Genomic DNA, 18,389 nt, shown 5'->3' with positions numbered 1-18,389 from the left:
TGTGTGTTTCTAATTTAATTGTTAATACTATACTAATGTCGGTTAGCAATACTTTTCCGAATTGAATTGTAATATTACGACTTAATATCAACTTGTGCAAAAAAAAATTGTAAACTTTTTTTAATTCTAAATTGGTTTACCAATAAAAGTAATTTCTCATTTGTAAAATAATAGCCCTAATTTTTCTGAATCAATACGATTTATAGCAAAAATTGGCTCTTTTCGTAATTTTTTTGGTTTCTATATATGTTGTTTAACATAGCTTTAACAAGTGTGTTTATATTTTGTTTTAGCTGTTTTAAAATATTTTAAGGCTATTTGTTGTTTTATAATTAATATGTTTAAACAGATATGGTTTTTGCGTAGTGTTGGCTATTTATATGGTGGTATTCATTGGCGTATTTAAAATATTTATTGTTTTTGATATCTTGATAATCATTCTTCTGTTAATCATTTTGTTTCCTAAATATAACGATAATTCCGATTTATTTTATTGTTTTTCGGTAATTTAATGATTTTTTTATTGTTTTATGATTAAAAATTGTTGAAAAAATAAAAATTACAGGCGACTTCTTAATTTTTCATTTATTTCATATTAAGTAAATTGTATTGACAACTGTTTTAACCGAATGCGATACCATATTTGGTTTCGGTTAGTGAATAAAATGGGTTGATTTCTCCATTTTTGAAGTGGTACGGACATTTTGGTTCGGGGTTCAAATAAAAAAGACAATTCGTTGATTTGGTTAACAATTTAACTTTACTGGGCGGTTTCATCTGTTTTTGTTAGGTAATGACGTTTATGGTATTGTTTGTAACTACCTGTATTGCTTTGTTAACTAAAGGAAACAGTGTTCAAACATCAAGTTATGGGTATCTTGTTTTAAGCGATAACTCTTACCTTTTCTGAGCTAATTATAAGGGGATATCAATAGGTAATGTCATGGAATTGTCTCTGTAATTGCTTGTTTGTAGCGGCTTCGCTACAATAAAATAAACATCGGTTAAAATCTTATTTCAAAATCCAAATATTATCTACTTTCGTGCAACTTCTGAAAAAGGAGAGCCATATTGTTTGATTTTAATCAATTTGTTATCAGTAATATATGCTTTTTATAGTTGTGTTATTTAATTGAATGATTAAATCGAAGTTGATATATTTTAAAATATAAAAAAATGAAAATGAACAAAGAAAACTCTGCTATTTCAAATAGCAAATTGGTTTATGAGGCACCTCGCCTACATGCGCAGAAAGTTGAATTGGAATATGGTATTGCTGCTGCTTCGGTAGACCCTTCAGCAAGGCAGCAATGGGAAAGTACAGAGACACAATCCCATGAAGTGGGTAACGATTTTTGGGACTAGAATTTATTTTTCAATCGAATTAATTAGTTATGAAACTAAAAAATACTAAAACTTTATTATCGCTCATCATAGCGGTGACCATATTTATCTTTTCTTGTAAGAAAGAAAATAGTACAACGGAATTATCAACAGAAAATGCAATTGTCAACGTTAAAATGAATGGTATAGCTCCCGAAGTTGGTTCGAAATTGGCAAAAGCATCCATTGGTGGTTCCAGTGCTGCAACGGCTGCAGTACAGCAGGTCACAGTTCCATTTGGAGAAGACCTCGTTGTAAGAGCTACTTTGACTGAAGTGAAAGCTTCTCAAGGGACGGCACTACGTGCTTCTGCAGCTAAAGCTGCTACAACTTTAACAGGTGCTGGAGAAATTGTCGCTTTTAATGGTGACTATAAAATCTATATTTATAAAGATGGTAGTTCAACATTAGAAAAAACAGTTGATGGAAAAAGTGCGGTAGTTAATAAATTTGAGCTTGCACCTGGAAAATATAAATTTGTTGTGTCTGCTTATGGAAATCCTGCTGGAACTGGAGCCGATAAGGATCCATTAGCTGTTGAGATTTTTCAAACTGTAACTGCAGGCAACAACAATCTTGACGTCGTGCTTAAACATAAATTGACAGAGATTACAGTAAAATTTGATGCAGGTAGCGGGCGTAGGATTAATGCAATCAGCAATGGTACAGTTAAACCAAATTATAATTATACATTTGACGAAACGACTGGATTAGTAACATTTGGATCTGAACTTGCAGCAAAAGGCTTTACTTTCCCAACTCAGGCAGAAGGCCAAGTATGGACTAGCAGTCCGGTTATGATTGCTGTAGATAATTCAAATGGTACCGGTGAAGTTAAGTTGGCTAATGTAACGATCAATAATAAACCAGGAAATGTATCGCTGCCTGGATTGACTTTGAAAAAAGGTGTTCAGTATGTATTGGAATTGAATCTAGGAGCTAAGCAAGTTATTGAAATTGGTGGAAGTAACTGGGCAGTCGGAAATTTAACTTATGATGCTTCGACAGGAAAATATGGTTTTGCAGAAGCAAATAAAGGTATTGGAAATTACTTTTTCCCAAATTATGTTATTCCAAAAGTTGTGCCTGGTCCAGGGACTCCGAATGCATGGGAATATCAGACACCTACACGCGCTCGAAATGGTGCAGCAGGCGACCCATGTGCTCTTATCGACGGTAATGCTTGGAGGCTCCCAACGGAAGTTGAAATCTCAACTTTAATTCAGCGTACAAATGTAGGAGGGGCTGATGCTAATCCCCAACGCACGGATGCTGTTGCTAGATTTGTTGATACTTATGACAGTAGTGCTGCAGGAAAAATGGGGATGTTTTTTGGGATTTATAATCATCCTGGAAGTAACATTGGGCAATATTTGTTTATGTTATTTGGAGGAGAATATAATTATAACAACTCAATTGGGGGTGAAAACAATAAAGCTTACTATTTAATTTCAGCAACTAACGGTGGCTTCAAAAAATTTGAGATGGGGGGTACAAAAGGTTCTTATGGTTCAGATTGCACTATAAGTGGCATCACGGAAGGTACGGCAGTTCAGGTTCGCTGTGTAAAGAAATAAACTATATGTAGATATAGTTTATTAGAAAATAAATATAATGGAGGCGCATTCCCTAATTTGGGAATGCGTTTTTTGTGTTCAAGATTTATTTACTAAATTGCTCCCTGTCTAAGCATTATAAAATGTTATTTGGGTATTATTGCGGTAAATAATTATTATGGAATTTGGAGTTCATCGGGTTATTGGTGTAACGCAGGAGTATTCGGAAATTAAGGATGCAACAGCTAAAGAGAATTATGTCGTTCTTTTTGTGTCAAGTGGCGGCTGTAGCATGCAGATTAATAAACAGATCACCGATATTGAGGAATATAGTCTGGTTTTGATCCCGCGCGGGATACAAATCGAAGCCAACCCAAATGAACAGCGTGCCTTTTTAATTATCTATTTTTCGGAAAGTTTTTTTGCGCGTACGGAGGTCGATACGGCCTTCCTCCGAAACTTCAAGTCCTTTAATAAAAGCGAATATACTTATCGGACACTCAGTGTGCCCAAAGAATACGCGACCTACTATGAATTTGTCGGCATGCAATTGAAGCTGTCCAAGCAAAATTATAATCAGGCAATTTATCGGGACTTGGCACATAATATCGTGAAGCAGATCGTGCTTCTGGCTGCTATCTATGCAGAAGATCGTCAATCGGGCGAGCTGCTGGGGCAGCGGACAGATGTGGCCTTGGTAAGGAGTTTTCAGGATCTGGTTGAAAAACATGTAAAAAAGGAAAAACAGGTCGCTTTCTACGCGGATCAATTAAATATAGGAAGTAAAAAACTAACCAATCTCACCAAAGAGACCTTGGGTACCACACCTAAAGAACTTATCACCAAAGAATTACTTCGTGTCAGTAAGAAGCTTCTTGTGGAAACTTCACTCAGTATCAAACAAGTAGCTTGGGAATTGGGGTACACAGACGTGAATAACTTTAGTACCTTTTTTCTGAAAGAAACGGCCCTCACACCAACAGAATACCGTAAGCGCTGGCAGCAATAACCGTTCTGTATTAAAAATAATACATCTTTTCCTATTAAAAAGAATTGTTCTTATTCTTTCGTTTTTTTTATAAAAGGTATATTTATAGTAGAACAACGAAAGCGTATGAAATATCCACAAGTGAAAATTCATATTCTTTTGGCGTCAAAATTGCTAAAGATTCAATAAGAAATGAGGCTGTAAGACAGATTATCAGAATATCATGGATGGTTTATACGATTGTTGAAAGGATAAGATAGTAGGCTATGAAAAAGGGAATATTGTTTTTGGGATTGGTTCTTTTAGGAGGCACAGCCTTCGCACAGACAGGCATTCGATTGAATATTGAGCTCCACGATGTGCAGCATCTTGTTATTAATCCAGATCAATCGACCGTTACCTTGGCCTACCATACCTTAGCAGATTATCAAAATGGCGTTGAGTCTGTCCAAAAAGCACATCTTTCGGTATTTAGTACGTCAGGCTATGAAGTAAAGGTCAAAATGGCCAATCAAGACTTTATAAAACTCGGTCAGGCACAGACAGAAAAAATTCCAGCACCATTGATTCGTGTTAAAGCTACTGCCACGCATATAGGGCAAGCCGTAAATACAGCGAGTGGCGTCCTGTCTACCAATAAGGAAACGATCATTTCTTCAGATTCACCTACCCTCAATGGACTGTTCGATGTTACCTACACCGGTCCAGGAGCTGACGGCTTAATGCAATATGTAGAAAAAAATAATACGGTTACTTTTACAAACGATGTGCTGTATAGCATCGAAACAAGATAATATTCCCCTAAAGTCAATTCTTTTGTCATAGACACCTCGCGCTGTAGTGATCACGCTACAAGTTTTTGTAGCTGTACAGCTACAACATTTTACACACTCCCTTTTTTATACTTTTTGGGGTCAAATTCATACTTTTTGCCTCATTTCCTGCTGTACTTTTGTTTTGTCCAAAGAGGATAAATAATAACGAATAAGTCATATTAAATTATAAAAACTACAAAAATGAAAAAAATTATTTTCTTCGCAGCAGCGATCATCGGTTCAGTAACTGCAGTAAATGCACAATCACAAGCAAAAGTAAAAGTGAATGTTGAATTGAATCCTTTTCAATCGATCGAAATTGGTAGCGGTGCTGGGCAAGATGGCGCGCCGACTTCCGGTTATGATGACGAAGTAACCTTGAAATACGAAAAGGCAGCTGACTATACAAATGGGGTAAGTAAATCGATTACAAAACAATTGAAAGTGTCTTCGGTAGGTTCTGGTTACAAAGTAAAAGCAACCTTGTCTTCTAATGGTCAGTTCAATAAAGTAGCTGGAAATGGTGCGAACACATACGATGCTAAAAAATTAATTGAAATTCAAGTAGATGGTAAAACTGCTTCTACAGATGTAAACATGGAGTTTGGTCCTTTTGGAAGCACAAGTACAGCGGAATCCTCTGTATTGAACAAAGAATTGGATGTAAAATACATTGGTAAGCCACTTAATGAAGCAACTGTAAAAGAATTGTTGGGTAATGGTGGTAAAGATACAAAAGCAAAATATACCATCGATGTGGTATACACCATCGCAGCAAACTAGTAGGTCCTATACTACGCTATGAAAATCATATAGATGCAGGTATCGGAAGATACCTGCTTTTTTATGTATTTTTATGCCAAATTGTATTATTATGAAGAACCTGATTGCCTCATTTTTCTTGCTTTTTACAGCTACAATAGCTTTTGCTCAAACGGGATTGACAGTCGGTCCGCCCAGATTGTATTTTGTGGGCGATGCCGGTCAGGCGCAGACGCAATATGTAGATGTGACAAATCCGAGCAAAGATTATACACTCGAATTGGGAGTGTCTTTTGAAGATTGGTCTTATTCAGCCGTTGGTGATAATGAGCTGAGCCCAAAAGGGACACTGCCAACGAGCTGCGCAAACTGGCTGTCGGTATCGGAATCGTATTTCTCGCTGAAACCCGGTGAATCAAAACGATTGCAACTGAATATGCAGGTGCCTAAGGATGCAAAATTCACGGCCGAAGTACCCGTTCATACAGCAATGCTATTTGTAACGCAGTTGAACCCTAGGGCAAGAGAAAAAAAAGAAGGGGCTAATATCCGTTTGGCCGTACGTTCAGGTGTAAAGGTCTATCATCGTTTCAATGGAAGGGAAACGCCCGATCTTGAAATTACGAACCTGGTTTATAAAGATGTGGATTCTGTTGGGCAGTTTCTCGAGGTCAGTTACGATGTGACCGGAAATATCTGGCTGGAAGGAAGATTGCGTGCCGAGTTTTTAAATCAAGAAACAGGTGAAAAGGAAGTGGTGGACAACCTTAATTTTTACTGCTTGCCCGGAGATAAGCGTAAACAATATATTGCAATTCCCAAATCGTTGAAATCTGGGAATTACCTCGTTTCAGTATTGGCATTTTATGGCGATCAGGATGTGGTGAAGATCGCGGAATTGGAATTTAAACATGTGGCAAAGAACTAAAATAGGAATACTCTTGATTTGGGGCTTGTTTTCAGCCTTACCTCTTGTTGCGCAATTACGTTTTTCAGTATGGTCCGATAATTATTTCGAAGTGACATCATACTTAGGTAAAACGACGCCGGATCGATTCAATGTGTTTCAATTTGACCTGAATGGTCTCAACGTAAACGAGAAAAATTGGTCTCTCGCCGTGCGCCTACTAGCTCCAATACGGACCATTGCCGGTGGGAAGAACCGCAGTGGCAATACATTTCCTGTCGACAAGATTAGTCTGCGCTGGACCGGAGACAACAATGAAGTGAATTTTCGTCTCGATGGTATTGGCGCAAGCCGCACGCCGATTATTTTGCAAAATAGTAACGACGTGCTGCTGATTAACCGGGCGAAACAACCCATTAGCTCCAATGGAAACTATTACCAGCAATATCAACTCTATAGTGCGCTGACCATTGCTCAAGGCAAGTATCTGGATGATTATCTGAGTCCTGATCAATATACCTACCTGAAGTACCGCATTCCCTTGTTGTTTACGCTGTATAGTGAAAGCGGAAAAGTGCTGGGGACACAGGAGATTAATTATGAAATGCAGTTGCCGCCACGTCTGACGGACGGTGGGATGGTCGATATGGAGCCTGACTATAGCTTGGAGATTGCCGCGGATGCCGCTAATGCCACCTTGCAGTTTTCGACACAAAAAGATTATATGCAGGGAGTGAGTTCGTTGATTGCAAATGCAATCCGCGTGAACTCAATAACGGACTACGAGCTTCGTGTTAAGTCGGTCGATAGTGAGCTTGTGCGCAATGGTGGCGGAACACTTCCGCTATCGACACTGTCACTTCAATTAACTGCGGGAACGGGGATAAACAGAATAAGATCCAACCCCAAAGTAATTTTAACGACGCAAGAGCAAGTTGCTGTGTCAGCGGCTTCGGTGGATAAAAAGCAAGCGCAGACGTTCAATGTGGAGTATAAAGCGAATCTGACGGCTGATCAGGTGTCGGCTTCTAAATCTGGAAGCTATAGCGTGTCTCTCCTTTATTTATTGATTCCACAATAGTTCGATCCCATAGCGTGTTTAAATGCTCTTCTCATAAGATTAGGTTTACAGTCTTCGCGCTGTTATTGCTGCTGGTCAAGTTCGTTTGGGCACAGCAGGAAACGTCGGTGCAGCTCGTTTTGCCGGAGCACCTTCGTTTGGAAGCTGGTCTCAATAGTATTGATCTACAGCTGATCAACAACAGCAAACAGGATTTTACAGGCGAGCTCAAGTTGCTGTTGCCGCAGGGTTTGCGTGCCCTGGGTTCGGATCGATTAACATTTACGGTACCTGCTGGGAAAAAAAGATTTATTACCCAACGTCTACAAGTGCAGGCACCCGCTCAGCTTAGGGGAAAAACTGTTGGTGTTCAGCTGCGGGATACACAGGGGCATCTGGTCGACAACAAGACAATGGTTATTGATGTGCCACCCAAAAAGGCAGTGATCTTGCAGGATGTTTCGGAACAGCAGTATTTGAAACACGTGGGTGACTCTATCTTTATCCGGACACGGGTGATAAATAATGGTACAACGGACGAGCAGATTAAAATCCTGTTTTCCTCCCCCGATCGAATCGGAAATACCAAATTTAAGGAACAGAATCTTTTCCTTCCAGCCGGGCGTGATACGCTTTTCATACTCCGTTTTGCTGTGGAGAAATATATGTTAAACCGAGCGCAGTACACGGTTAATGTCACCGGTTTATACGAGAATGGCGATGTATTTGGGAATCTAGCGGTGCTCTTGTCCAATATTGCAGCCTATCGAAATTACCAGCAATTATTTGATAATCGGGGTAATTTGGCCGCATACTCACGTAATTTTTTTGATTTGCAGCTCGATAACCTGCTCGGTGAACAAAAATCCTTTTATTTACGGTCGGAGGGAGAATACCGCCTGGCCAATGGGCAGATTCGATACAGTGCTTATCTGACTAAAACTGGCGGAATGGACCGGCCCACACTGAGCAATACTTTTGCTAGCTTCCAGAAGGGGAACAATATCTACACGGTCGGAAATTTGCAGGAAAGTATGGAGGCTTCGGCCTTCGGAAGAGGCGTCAAATTTGATCATATCGATACGGCAAGGGCCGCCAATTTTACAGTAGGCCTGTTGCAGCGCGCTGTGGACTTGCTGGATTACAGCTCTTCCAGTGATCCCGGTTATACAGCTTTTGGAAAGGTGGTGTTGGGGGAAAATAAGCCTGAGCACCGACGTTACGAAGGTCAGCTTTTTTACGATCGCAATGGTTTAGATAGTACAACGAGCCTGCTATGGGCAAATTCTTTTGACTTTCTGAAACAAAAATATGCAGGTAACACCGTGCTGCGCGGTTTTGTCGCCGCTGGACTTCAAAGCCAAAACGGCCGACAAGTAGGACGGGATTCATCCATGCCTTCATGGGCATTGGGTATGCGAATGGACCAGCGTTTTGCCAAATGGAGTTTTAGCTCCGATAATTTTTATAGTTCTCCTTATTACACAGGTAACCGTCGGGGTTCTTTGCAGTTTGTCGAACGTTTAAATCGAAATTGGGGTAAGTTATCAGCGGCGCTAAGTTATACCTTTTACCGCTATAACCCAAGCTACCTGAATACACGTTTTCTCAATTACGCAAGCCAATCTTCCCGTTGGGATTTAAGTATGTATACCCCCTTGAGTTCATTTGTAACACTATCCGTATTGCCAAACTATAATCGGGAGGTTGGAACCTATATGCTTGCCACAGGCAGCCGTGAGCTGAAGTCAACCTCATGGCGTCTATTGTCAACGGTGAATGTGCGCTCGCGTAACCTGCAGCACAACTTGAATGTAACCACCGAGGCCGGGCTTGTATCAATGACTGATCAGGCTACAGGGCTTTTTGCAGTACGGACAGATTTAAATTACAACTACAAAAGTTTGGGACTTTCAGCTTCTTACCAGCAGGGCGCTTTTCAAATTTCAGATCTGGTGAGTGCACTATTAATAGGACGTTCGTTTGGAAACCGTTTTTCTTTAGGACCCCGTGTAAGTGGTACCCTATTGCAGGAGAGATTACAGTGGGTGGCCAATGCCCGGGCGAATCTGAGTAGCAGTTACGGGAATAGTTTTGGGGGGAACGCGAGCATAAATTACCGTGTGCTGAAAAATACCTTGCTTACCGGTCTTTTTCAATACAATTACAGTGTCATGAAAACCGGATATGACTATGATTTCAATAATTTACGTATTGGTGTTCGGCAAAACTTAAAAGGATCAAATCTTGATCGTCCAGCAATCAAGACAGGGAATGCGCGTTTTTTCTGTTTTCAGGATAAAAATTTTAATGGCATATTTGATAAAGGCGATATTCCGATGGTTGACCATAGCTTTACGATAAAAGGGATCCTTTTTGTAACAGATAAAGCGGGATACGCTTCCTTTAAAAAGCTACCGTATGGATCATACTTGTTTTTTTCGCCAAAGCAGGGACAGTATATGGCGGTTTCGAAAGAGATCGTGATAGAGCATTCAAATTTAGAAGTCCAGATTCCTCTTCAGCGTGGGGGGATGGTACAGGGAGCTGTTCGTGTAGAGTATACCCAAGGGCTCAGCTTGGAGACTGATCTGAATTTGGATATTTACAAAGTGTTGGCAAAAGACAGGAATGGAAAGGTTATCGAAATGCGTACCGATAAGGATGGACATGTTGAGTTTGGACTTCCAGAGGGCACCTATAGTTTCTATTTGGATAATGCGAGCTTCCCGGTAAATGTATTTACCGATCAAGAGGCACAATCGGGAACGGTGAAACTTAATGCAGACTTGGTCCTTGAGCCTTTTGTATTAAAAGTGAAGTCAAAAAAGGTCAATGTCAAACGCTTTGGACAATAAATTCCTATCCGGCGATATGCTGAGATTTGACATCGCTGATATGATCTAATAGAGACTGGTTCAAAATGGGGGATGTTTTCAGCATTTCTCGTACGGGATATTTTTCAGCAATATCCGTAAGTGCTTTGAGGTGTTTTTCATGGTGAAGGTCAGTGCCTACAAAATCATACATACCCGATTTCAGTAAAGTCATAGCAATTGCTTTTACATCAACTCCGTAATAACGGCTGATGGACAGCAGGTTCAGCTGTAGCAGGCAACCGGCATCTTTAATTTGCTTATACATGTTAAAATTACCATGATAATAATTATACCTTTCGGGATGTGCAAGAATGGGTTTGTAGTCTAATTTTTGGATATCACGGATCGTATGAAACAGCGCTTTCGACTCGGATAAATAGGACATCTCAATGAGTACATAGCCTCCAGGTATAACACAAAGCTCATTATCTCGAACAAGATCCGAAAGGCCATCGTCAATCATATGTTCAGCAGCGGTATAAATCTCCACCTTGCTGCCGATATTCTTAAGGCCACTTTCAAGACTAATCTGTGCTTCCTCGATACTTGATTTGGTATTGGGATGAACGCCAGCCATAATATGCGGTGTGCAGATAAATTTCTTCAATCCCAGGCGTTGCAATCCTTCAATATAAGCGAGCGAATTTTGTACCGAACTGCTGCCATCATCGATTCCCGGTAGCAGGTGATTGTGCATGTCGACTTCCAGAAATTCCAGCTGTGCCAAGGGTCTAATGGATGATTTTTTATTGGTACCAAACAAATTGCTAAAAAAGCCCATAATGATAGTTTTAAAAATGCTAAGTTAAATTGGGATACATACTATTTTGATGGTTATACAATATATGATCGTGCTGGCAATTAGTTTCTTTGTCGTATCCAGCGAAGAACTTTACAAACAATATGCCAGTTTTTTTGTTTATAAGGCTGAAAGCTACAATTGAGAAAACGCTTTTTGAAATGGAACAAGCTTCTAATTGCTTTTGTTTATGTTTTTTACAATTTAATTTGCGTTTGTAACAGTTTCGGTATAATACTTGCTTGTCCCCCCATGGTGGACAAATAACAAAGAATAGGTTTTGTTGTTGATATTTTAGGAGATTGTTTAATTGCTTGTTAAATTTTGAGTATCTTGGCGTTCTCTTTAAAATATTGTAAAAGCCATATATGTAGGGTTTAGACAAAAGCCTAAGACAGTATTATAAAAAATAAAAATAAAAAGGGAAATTTATGATGGGTTCTCTGGGAGATATAAAAAGGCGTCTTCGTAAGGACAATCCACGATGGGTTATTTTATTAATCGATATGTGGTTTGTGTTTGGAAGTTATGTGTTTTCAAACTACGTGGTCAATAACTTTAAAGGGGTATTCGATGTCGCTTTAATGTTGAAGAAACTTGTTGTGGTATTGCCGGTGTTTTTTATCACGTTTCTCTGCTATAACACCTATAAAGGTATTGTTAGGCAAACGGGAATTCGTGATACAATCAAAATATTTAAAACAGTAGCTTCAGCCTATCTTACGCTCATGTTATTGACCCTTTTGATCAAAGCTGTTTTTGATAAAGGGACCATAGCCGGAGATTACCTTCGCCTATCCTATGGGGTCCTGACCATGCAAGCCTGTATTCTATTGGTGATTATGGTCGGCGCGCGCGTCGTTTATCGTACAATTTATGAGTATCTCTTTTTACCGGCGCGAAAAGGCGAGAACGTGCTGATTTTTGGCGCTTCACGTCCAGGCTTGGTTTCGTATTCCTTATTAAAAGAGGATCAACGGATCAAATATCAGGTTGTCGCTTTTGTCGAAGATAAGATTTCGCGTATCGGTAAGCGCCTTGCGGGATTGAAAATTCGTGATATTACCGAAATATCAAAAGAATTTGTTGAAAAAAATCAGATTTCGCAGGTCATCATTGCTGTTGAAAATAATGACCCCGAGCGTTTGGAATATGTATCAGACTGGTTCCAAAATATTGGACTCGAATTGAAGATCATGCCTCCGGCACGAATCTTACTTAATTCTGGGGCCAAGCGTGAGATCAGGCCGTTAAAAATTGAAGATTTATTGGGACGTAAACCGATCAAATTGGATCATCCGGAAATTGAAGAAGAGATGCAAGGGAAGGTGATTTTGGTGACTGGTGCAGCCGGATCCATCGGTTCGGAATTGGCCCGTCAGATCGCCAGACGTTGCTATAAAACCTTGATTCTATTGGATCAAGCCGAGTCGGCGCTATATGATATCCAACAATCGATCAGGGCTACGCAGCCTGAGCAGATGCACTGCGTGGTAGGTGATGTGCGTAATTATGCCTTTATGCAAAAGATATTTGCGCAATACAAACCCGATTTGGTCTTTCATGCAGCGGCTTATAAACATGTGCCATTAATGGAGGCGAATCCCTACGAGTCTATTCAGACCAATGTATTGGGAAGCAAAAATGTGGCTGATCTTTGTATGCAATATGGCACTAAAAAGATGGTCATGGTATCGACGGATAAAGCTGTTAATCCAACGAATGTCATGGGGGCAACAAAACGCATGGCTGAGATCTATGTGAGTAGCTGCAGTGGTAAATCAACTACCAGTTTTATCATTACACGTTTTGGAAATGTATTGGGTTCAAACGGTTCGGTTATTCCACTCTTTGAGAAGCAAATGGCAGAGGGTGGCCCCCTTACCCTGACGCATCCTGAAATCACGCGTTTCTTTATGACCATACCCGAAGCTTGTCAATTGGTGCAAGAGGCTGGCGTGATGGGTAAGGGAGGAGAGATCTTTGTGTTTGATATGGGTAAGTCTGTTAAAATTATTGATCTGGCAAAACGCATGATCAAATTGAAAGGTTATCGTTACCCAGAAGATATTGATATTAAAATTGTTGGGCTGCGTCCTGGCGAGAAAATTTATGAGGAATTGTTGGCAAATAATGAGAATACAGTAAAGACACACCATCCAAAAATCATGATCGCGAAAGTAAACCACGATGAATTGTCGCTTAAAGCAGAGCGTATTAATGCAATCTGCCGACAGATTCTGGATGCGGATACACAGTTGCCAGATTTTATGGAGCTTGTTGCCGGAATGAAGCAGGTCGTTCCGGAGTTTAAATCCCAAAATTCGGAATACGAAGTTTTGGATACCGTCGTGGAGGAGAAAGAGATCGAATTGATTCATGAATCAACAGCGGAGGTACCAGTATATTCGTTGGTAAAGAATGTATTGTAAAGCTGATATAAGACAGGTAAGTTTTAGATAATAACACGATAAAGAAGTGAAAAGCCCTCTGAATAGAAGGCTTTTTTTGTTTATTCCATTTACTCATGGATTAAAACTTGTCAATTAACAAAAATCATCCTAATTTTAGCGAACTATTTGGTGAACTCATCATTCGCAGACCAATGGTCTAAACATTCGAGAATCATTATATGAATAAAACAATTTTAATTACTGGAGGAGCAGGCTTTATAGGTTCACACGTTGTCCGTGAGTTTGTGTTGAAATACCCTGAATATCAAATTATAAATTTGGATGCTTTGACCTATGCGGGTAATCTGGAAAATTTAAAAGATATAGAGCATCTGCCTAATTATACCTTTGTAAAGGCTGATATTATCGATCAGCAGGCTGTCTCGGCTATTTTCCAAGAGTATAATCCAGATGGTATTATCCATTTGGCGGCGGAGTCCCATGTCGATCGTTCTATTGTCGATCCGATGGCTTTTGTGATGACAAACGTCATTGGAACGGTGAATTTATTGAACGCGGCCCGAGAAATCTGGAAGGATAATCAGGACGGAAAACGTTTTCATCATGTGTCAACGGATGAAGTATTTGGCGCGCTCGGTGATACGGGCTTTTTTACGGAAGAAACAAAGTATGATCCGCATTCACCCTATTCAGCTTCCAAAGCGAGTTCAGATCATTTTGTGCGGGCTTATCATGATACCTACGGCTTGCCTATTGTTTTAACGAACTGCTCCAATAATTATGGCCCGAATCATTTCCCGGAGAAATTGATTCCCTTGTGCATTCATAATATTTTGAATCATAAATCACTTCCTGTTTATGGTGATGGAAAATATACCCGCGATTGGCTATATGTCATTGATCATGCTAAGGCGATCGATTTGGTTTTTCATGAAGGGAAAAATGGAGATTCTTATAATGTCGGTGGATTTAATGAGTGGCAAAATATAGACCTGATCAAGGAGCTGTGCAAACAAATGGATGAGAAACTGGGCCGTGCTGCAGGTACCTCAGCACAGTTGATTACCTTTGTGAAAGACAGACCAGGTCATGATTTGCGCTACGCCATTGATGCCACAAAGATTAATCAGGAATTGGGATGGAAACCTTCGGTAACTTTCGAAGAAGGTTTATCTCGGACGATAGACTGGTTCTTAGCTAATCAGGAGTGGTTGGATCACGTGACTTCTGGTGATTATCAAAAATATTACGACAACCAATACAAAGACGCATAAGAATGACGTATACGGAAACAAAATTGAAAGGCTGTTTTATACTTGAACCGACTGTTTTTGAGGATGAAAGGGGTTATTTTTTTGAATCATTTAATGAAACGAAATTAACCGCCATACTCGGTTATACACCACACTTTGTGCAGGACAATCAATCCAAATCACAGTTTGGTGTAGTGCGAGGTCTACACTTGCAGGGCGGTGAACATGCGCAGGCGAAATTGGTCCGTGTTGTGGAAGGTAAAGTATTGGATGTCGTTGTCGATGTGCGTCCAGGATCGCCCACATTTGGACAACATATTGGCGTAGAACTCACGGCTGAAAATAAAAAACAATTGTTTGTACCTAGAGGTTTTTTGCATGGCTTTTCTGTATTGTCCGAACATGCGGTCTTTTTCTATAAATGTGATAACAATTATCATAAAGAGTCGGAAGACGGTGTAAATCCATTGGATACGGAACTTTCGATAGACTGGCAAATTCCTGGCGAACGAATGATTCTCTCTCAAAAAGATCAGGAGGCACAATCCTTTGAAGGGTTACGTTTGAAACTAATACAATAGGGCATGCGCATTGTTATCACCGGAGCTTCGGGGCAACTTGGCTCAGAGCTAAAAGATCTTTTGCAGGATAATACCCAAAGGGAGTGTTATTTTTTGGATCGGAAACAATTACCATTGGATCAAATTCCCATCATACAGCAAATTTTGGCAATGTATGAGCCAGACCTTATTATCCACGCGGGAGCTTATACGGCTGTGGATAAGGCTGAGGAGGATCAGGTAACGGCTGATTTGGTCAATCACGTAGCTTGCGAAGAGATCGCACAATACTGCCATCTGCATGGTACACGCTTAATCGCTATTTCGACAGATTATGTTTTTGATGGGTCTTCTGCTTCTGCTTTAACAGAAACTGCCGAAACCGCCCCCATCAATGTATATGGACAAACAAAACTGGCCGGGGAACAGGCAATCCAAAAATGGTGCCCTGATGCAATTATCGTACGGACCTCTTGGGTATATTCCACTTACGGCAAAAATTTTGTTAAAACCATGTGTCGTTTAATGGATGAGCGTGATGTAGTAGGTGTCATTAACGATCAAATTGGAAGCCCGACCTATGCGAAGGATCTAGCCTCGGCAGTAGTAAAAATAGTAGATTCCTCCGAATGGGAAGGTGGTATCTATCATTATAGTAACGAAGGTGAAATTTCTTGGTACGACTTTGCTGTAGCGATACGTGATTTCCGTTCGTTCGATTGTCAGGTAAAGCCGATTCCGACAAGTGCATACCCTACACCTGCTCGCAGGCCAAAGTACTCGTTACTTGATAAATCGAAGATCAAGGCTGTTTTTGCAGTTGAGGTACCCCATTGGGAAATAAGTCTGGCTAAAATGCTGGACGAAGAATTTAAAAATTAAATGAAATCAAGGATTATTTGCTTTGCTCTTCATCCTTATTTTCAAATCTAAATACAGACTATGAAAGGAATTATATTGGCAGGAGGTTCAGGAACACGACTACATCCACTTACGCTGGCGGTAAGCAAACAATTGATGCCTGTATACGATAAGCCGATGATATATTATCCTCTGTCGACGTTGATGCTGGCCGGGATAAGGGAGATTTTGATTATATCGACGCCACAGGACCTTCCGAATTTTAGAAAATTATTAGGCGATGGTACACAATTAGGCTGTCGGTTTGAGTATAAGGAGCAACCTAGCCCCGATGGATTGGCGCAAGCTTTCTTATTGGGCGAGGAATTTATTGGTAACGATAAGGTGGCCCTTATTCTTGGAGACAATATTTTCTATGGATCGGGATTATCGAAGCTTTTACAGTCTTGTGCTGATCCCGACGGAGGTGTTGTTTTTGCCTATCCCGTTCAAGATCCTGAGCGTTATGGGGTAGTGGAATTTGACGCGGAGAAAAATGTTGTTTCTATTGAGGAAAAGCCTGAAGAACCCAAGTCAAATTATGCAGTTCCAGGTGTTTATTTTTACGATAACGACGTAGTTGCAATTGCTAAAAGTATAAAGCCTTCCGCAAGAGGTGAATTGGAAATTACCGATGTTAATAAAGAATACCTCCGTCAAGGCAAATTAAAAGTGGGCGTTTTCGATCGCGGAACGGCCTGGTTAGATACGGGAACTATACAATCGTTAATGCAAGCTGCACAATTTGTCCAAGTGATTGAGGAACGGCAAGGAATGAAAATAGGTGCTATAGAAGAGGTTGCGTACCGTATGGGGTATATCGATCGGCAACAACTGCTAAAAATAGCAGCACCACTGAGCAAATCGGGATATGGTGAGTATTTAAATCGTTTAGTGAAGTAATTTCTTATTTATAAGAAAATAGGGCAAATTTAAGTAACAATGCAACAAGAAGAACAAATTAAGGCGGTGTCGAAGGAGACTGTTTCGTTAAAGATGCTAGTATTTAAAATAAAGACTTGGATAACGTATCTCTTTTCCAAATGGTATGTTTTTTTAGGAGCTGTTCTTCTCGGTGGAGTTTTGGGCTTTTTCTATGCTAAGTCAAAATTACCCACGTTTACGGCAACCACCACATTTGTTTTGGAATCAACGAATTCTGGTAGTGGTTTATCACAGTATGCTGGCGTCGCTTCTATGATTGGGGTAGATCTCGGAGGTGCTAGTGAAGGAATCTTTCAGGGAGAAAATCTAATGGAATTCTACAAATCGCGGAAAATGCTGGAAGCTTCTCTACTAACACAATCAGTCAGCGACTCCTCAAAGCTATTAATTGACTATTATTTTGAAATGGATAGCAAAAAGGATGATCGTTCTAAAACTGTTAAATTAGATTTTAAGCGAAACTACCTCGGAAAGGAATTACGGATACGAGATAGTGTTATGCAGCGGGTTATCGAATCTTTGGCGAAAAATAATGTCAAAGTTGAAAAATTGGATAAGAAATTGTCTATTTTAAAAGTCGATGTGACTGCGGAGGATGAAGTGTTTGCAAAAGAATTTAATGAAGCATTAGTGAAAGAAGTCAACGATTTTTATATAAAAACCAAGACTAAAAAAACACTTGAAAATATTGCGATTCTTCAACGAAAAACGGATTCTGTTCGGGCGGTAATGAATGGAAATATAGCATCAGCGGCTATAATAGTAGATGCAACGCCTAATTTAAATCCCACGAGGCAGGCGCAAAGAGCTATTCCTACGCAACGGTCTCAATTTTCAGCGGAAACAAATAGGGCAATTTTATCTCAGTTGGTTCAGAATCTAGAACTGTCCAAAATGGCGCTACTGAAAGAAGCTCCACTAATTCTTCCTATTGATGAGCCGACGCTGCCGTTATTGAAGAAAAAATTCTCAGCAGTTAAAGGAGTTGTGATAGGAATTTTTATTACTTTTTTTATTGCCTTATTTTCTCTTAGTCTAAGGAAGATATACAAGGATATTTTGGAGGACTAAGCATTTGTCTTACTCCTATAATTCAACAAAAACACCCTTTTATCCGCTGTGGTTGCTATATGCTGAAAATCTTATTCGTTTCTAATGTAACATTTTT

Annotated in this window: 15 protein-coding genes; 14 read left to right on the top strand and 1 reads right to left on the bottom strand. The window is 39.9% G+C overall.

Features of this window, described 5'->3' with window-relative positions:
- Positions 1-1,176: 1,176 nt before the first annotated feature.
- The 8 genes from B3600_RS19145 to B3600_RS19110 all read left to right on the top strand — a co-directional run bounded on the left by B3600_RS19145 (position 1,177) and on the right by B3600_RS19110 (position 10,329).
- Positions 1,177-1,365: a hypothetical protein gene (locus B3600_RS19145; RefSeq protein ID WP_286754056.1), complete on the top strand. Its 189-nt coding sequence runs from the start codon at positions 1,177-1,179 to the stop codon at positions 1,363-1,365.
- 29 nt (positions 1,366-1,394) lie between these two features.
- Positions 1,395-2,960 (top strand): fimbrillin family protein, encoded by a 1,566-nt coding sequence (locus B3600_RS19140; protein ID WP_286754055.1) that lies wholly within the window; start codon positions 1,395-1,397, stop codon positions 2,958-2,960.
- A 157-nt stretch (positions 2,961-3,117) separates the two neighbouring features.
- Positions 3,118-3,948 (top strand): helix-turn-helix domain-containing protein, encoded by an 831-nt coding sequence (locus B3600_RS19135; protein WP_286754054.1) that lies wholly within the window; start codon positions 3,118-3,120, stop codon positions 3,946-3,948.
- A 245-nt stretch (positions 3,949-4,193) separates the two neighbouring features.
- On the top strand, positions 4,194-4,721 hold the full coding sequence (locus tag B3600_RS19130) for a hypothetical protein (protein ID WP_286754053.1): 528 nt from the start codon (positions 4,194-4,196) through the stop codon (positions 4,719-4,721).
- Between the two features lie 222 nt (positions 4,722-4,943).
- Complete coding sequence (locus B3600_RS19125) at positions 4,944-5,525, top strand: hypothetical protein (RefSeq protein ID WP_286754052.1); 582 nt, start codon at positions 4,944-4,946, stop codon at positions 5,523-5,525.
- Between the two features lie 91 nt (positions 5,526-5,616).
- Positions 5,617-6,432: a fimbrial biogenesis chaperone gene (locus B3600_RS19120; RefSeq protein WP_286754051.1), complete on the top strand. Its 816-nt coding sequence runs from the start codon at positions 5,617-5,619 to the stop codon at positions 6,430-6,432.
- The gene (locus B3600_RS19115) at positions 6,416-7,492 is read left to right on the top strand and encodes a hypothetical protein (RefSeq protein ID WP_286754050.1); all 1,077 of its coding nucleotides are present in this window, start codon (positions 6,416-6,418) and stop codon (positions 7,490-7,492) included. The genes B3600_RS19120 and B3600_RS19115 overlap by 17 nt, the downstream gene beginning before the upstream one ends.
- A 14-nt stretch (positions 7,493-7,506) precedes the next feature.
- Positions 7,507-10,329, top strand: a complete 2,823-nt coding sequence (locus B3600_RS19110) for an MSCRAMM family protein (protein ID WP_286754049.1) — start codon at positions 7,507-7,509, stop codon at positions 10,327-10,329.
- Between the two features lie 4 nt (positions 10,330-10,333).
- On the opposite strand, the gene B3600_RS19105 is transcribed toward B3600_RS19110, so the two are convergent.
- Entirely contained in the window at positions 10,334-11,131 is a 798-nt protein-coding gene (locus B3600_RS19105) for a tyrosine-protein phosphatase (protein WP_286754048.1), read from the bottom strand.
- Between the two features lie 449 nt (positions 11,132-11,580).
- Between B3600_RS19105 and B3600_RS19100 the strand changes: the two genes are divergently transcribed.
- The 6 genes from B3600_RS19100 to B3600_RS19075 all read left to right on the top strand — a co-directional run bounded on the left by B3600_RS19100 (position 11,581) and on the right by B3600_RS19075 (position 18,292).
- Positions 11,581-13,581 carry a polysaccharide biosynthesis protein gene (locus B3600_RS19100; protein ID WP_286754047.1) on the top strand — a complete coding sequence of 667 codons (2,001 nt, stop codon included), beginning with the start codon at positions 11,581-11,583 and terminating at the stop codon, positions 13,579-13,581.
- A gap of 200 nt (positions 13,582-13,781) precedes the next feature.
- Positions 13,782-14,837 carry a dTDP-glucose 4,6-dehydratase gene (rfbB, locus tag B3600_RS19095; RefSeq protein ID WP_286754046.1) on the top strand — a complete coding sequence of 352 codons (1,056 nt, stop codon included), beginning with the start codon at positions 13,782-13,784 and terminating at the stop codon, positions 14,835-14,837.
- Between the two features lie 2 nt (positions 14,838-14,839).
- Entirely contained in the window at positions 14,840-15,397 is a 558-nt protein-coding gene (rfbC, locus tag B3600_RS19090; protein WP_286754045.1) for a dTDP-4-dehydrorhamnose 3,5-epimerase, read from the top strand.
- A gap of 3 nt (positions 15,398-15,400) precedes the next feature.
- Positions 15,401-16,258 carry a dTDP-4-dehydrorhamnose reductase gene (rfbD, locus tag B3600_RS19085; protein WP_286754044.1) on the top strand — a complete coding sequence of 286 codons (858 nt, stop codon included), beginning with the start codon at positions 15,401-15,403 and terminating at the stop codon, positions 16,256-16,258.
- 60 nt (positions 16,259-16,318) lie between these two features.
- Positions 16,319-17,179: a glucose-1-phosphate thymidylyltransferase RfbA gene (gene rfbA, locus B3600_RS19080; protein ID WP_286754043.1), complete on the top strand. Its 861-nt coding sequence runs from the start codon at positions 16,319-16,321 to the stop codon at positions 17,177-17,179.
- A 39-nt stretch (positions 17,180-17,218) separates the two neighbouring features.
- The gene (locus B3600_RS19075) at positions 17,219-18,292 is read left to right on the top strand and encodes a lipopolysaccharide biosynthesis protein (RefSeq protein ID WP_286754042.1); all 1,074 of its coding nucleotides are present in this window, start codon (positions 17,219-17,221) and stop codon (positions 18,290-18,292) included.
- The last annotated feature ends 97 nt before the right edge of the window (positions 18,293-18,389 follow it).

Origin of the sequence: Sphingobacterium sp. UBA2480 (assembly GCF_002341965.1) — a bacterium.
Lineage (GTDB): Bacteria > Bacteroidota > Bacteroidia > Sphingobacteriales > Sphingobacteriaceae > Sphingobacterium > Sphingobacterium multivorum.
The sequence above is the reverse complement of the archived record's forward strand: the minus strand, read 5'-3'. Positions and strand labels throughout refer to the sequence as shown.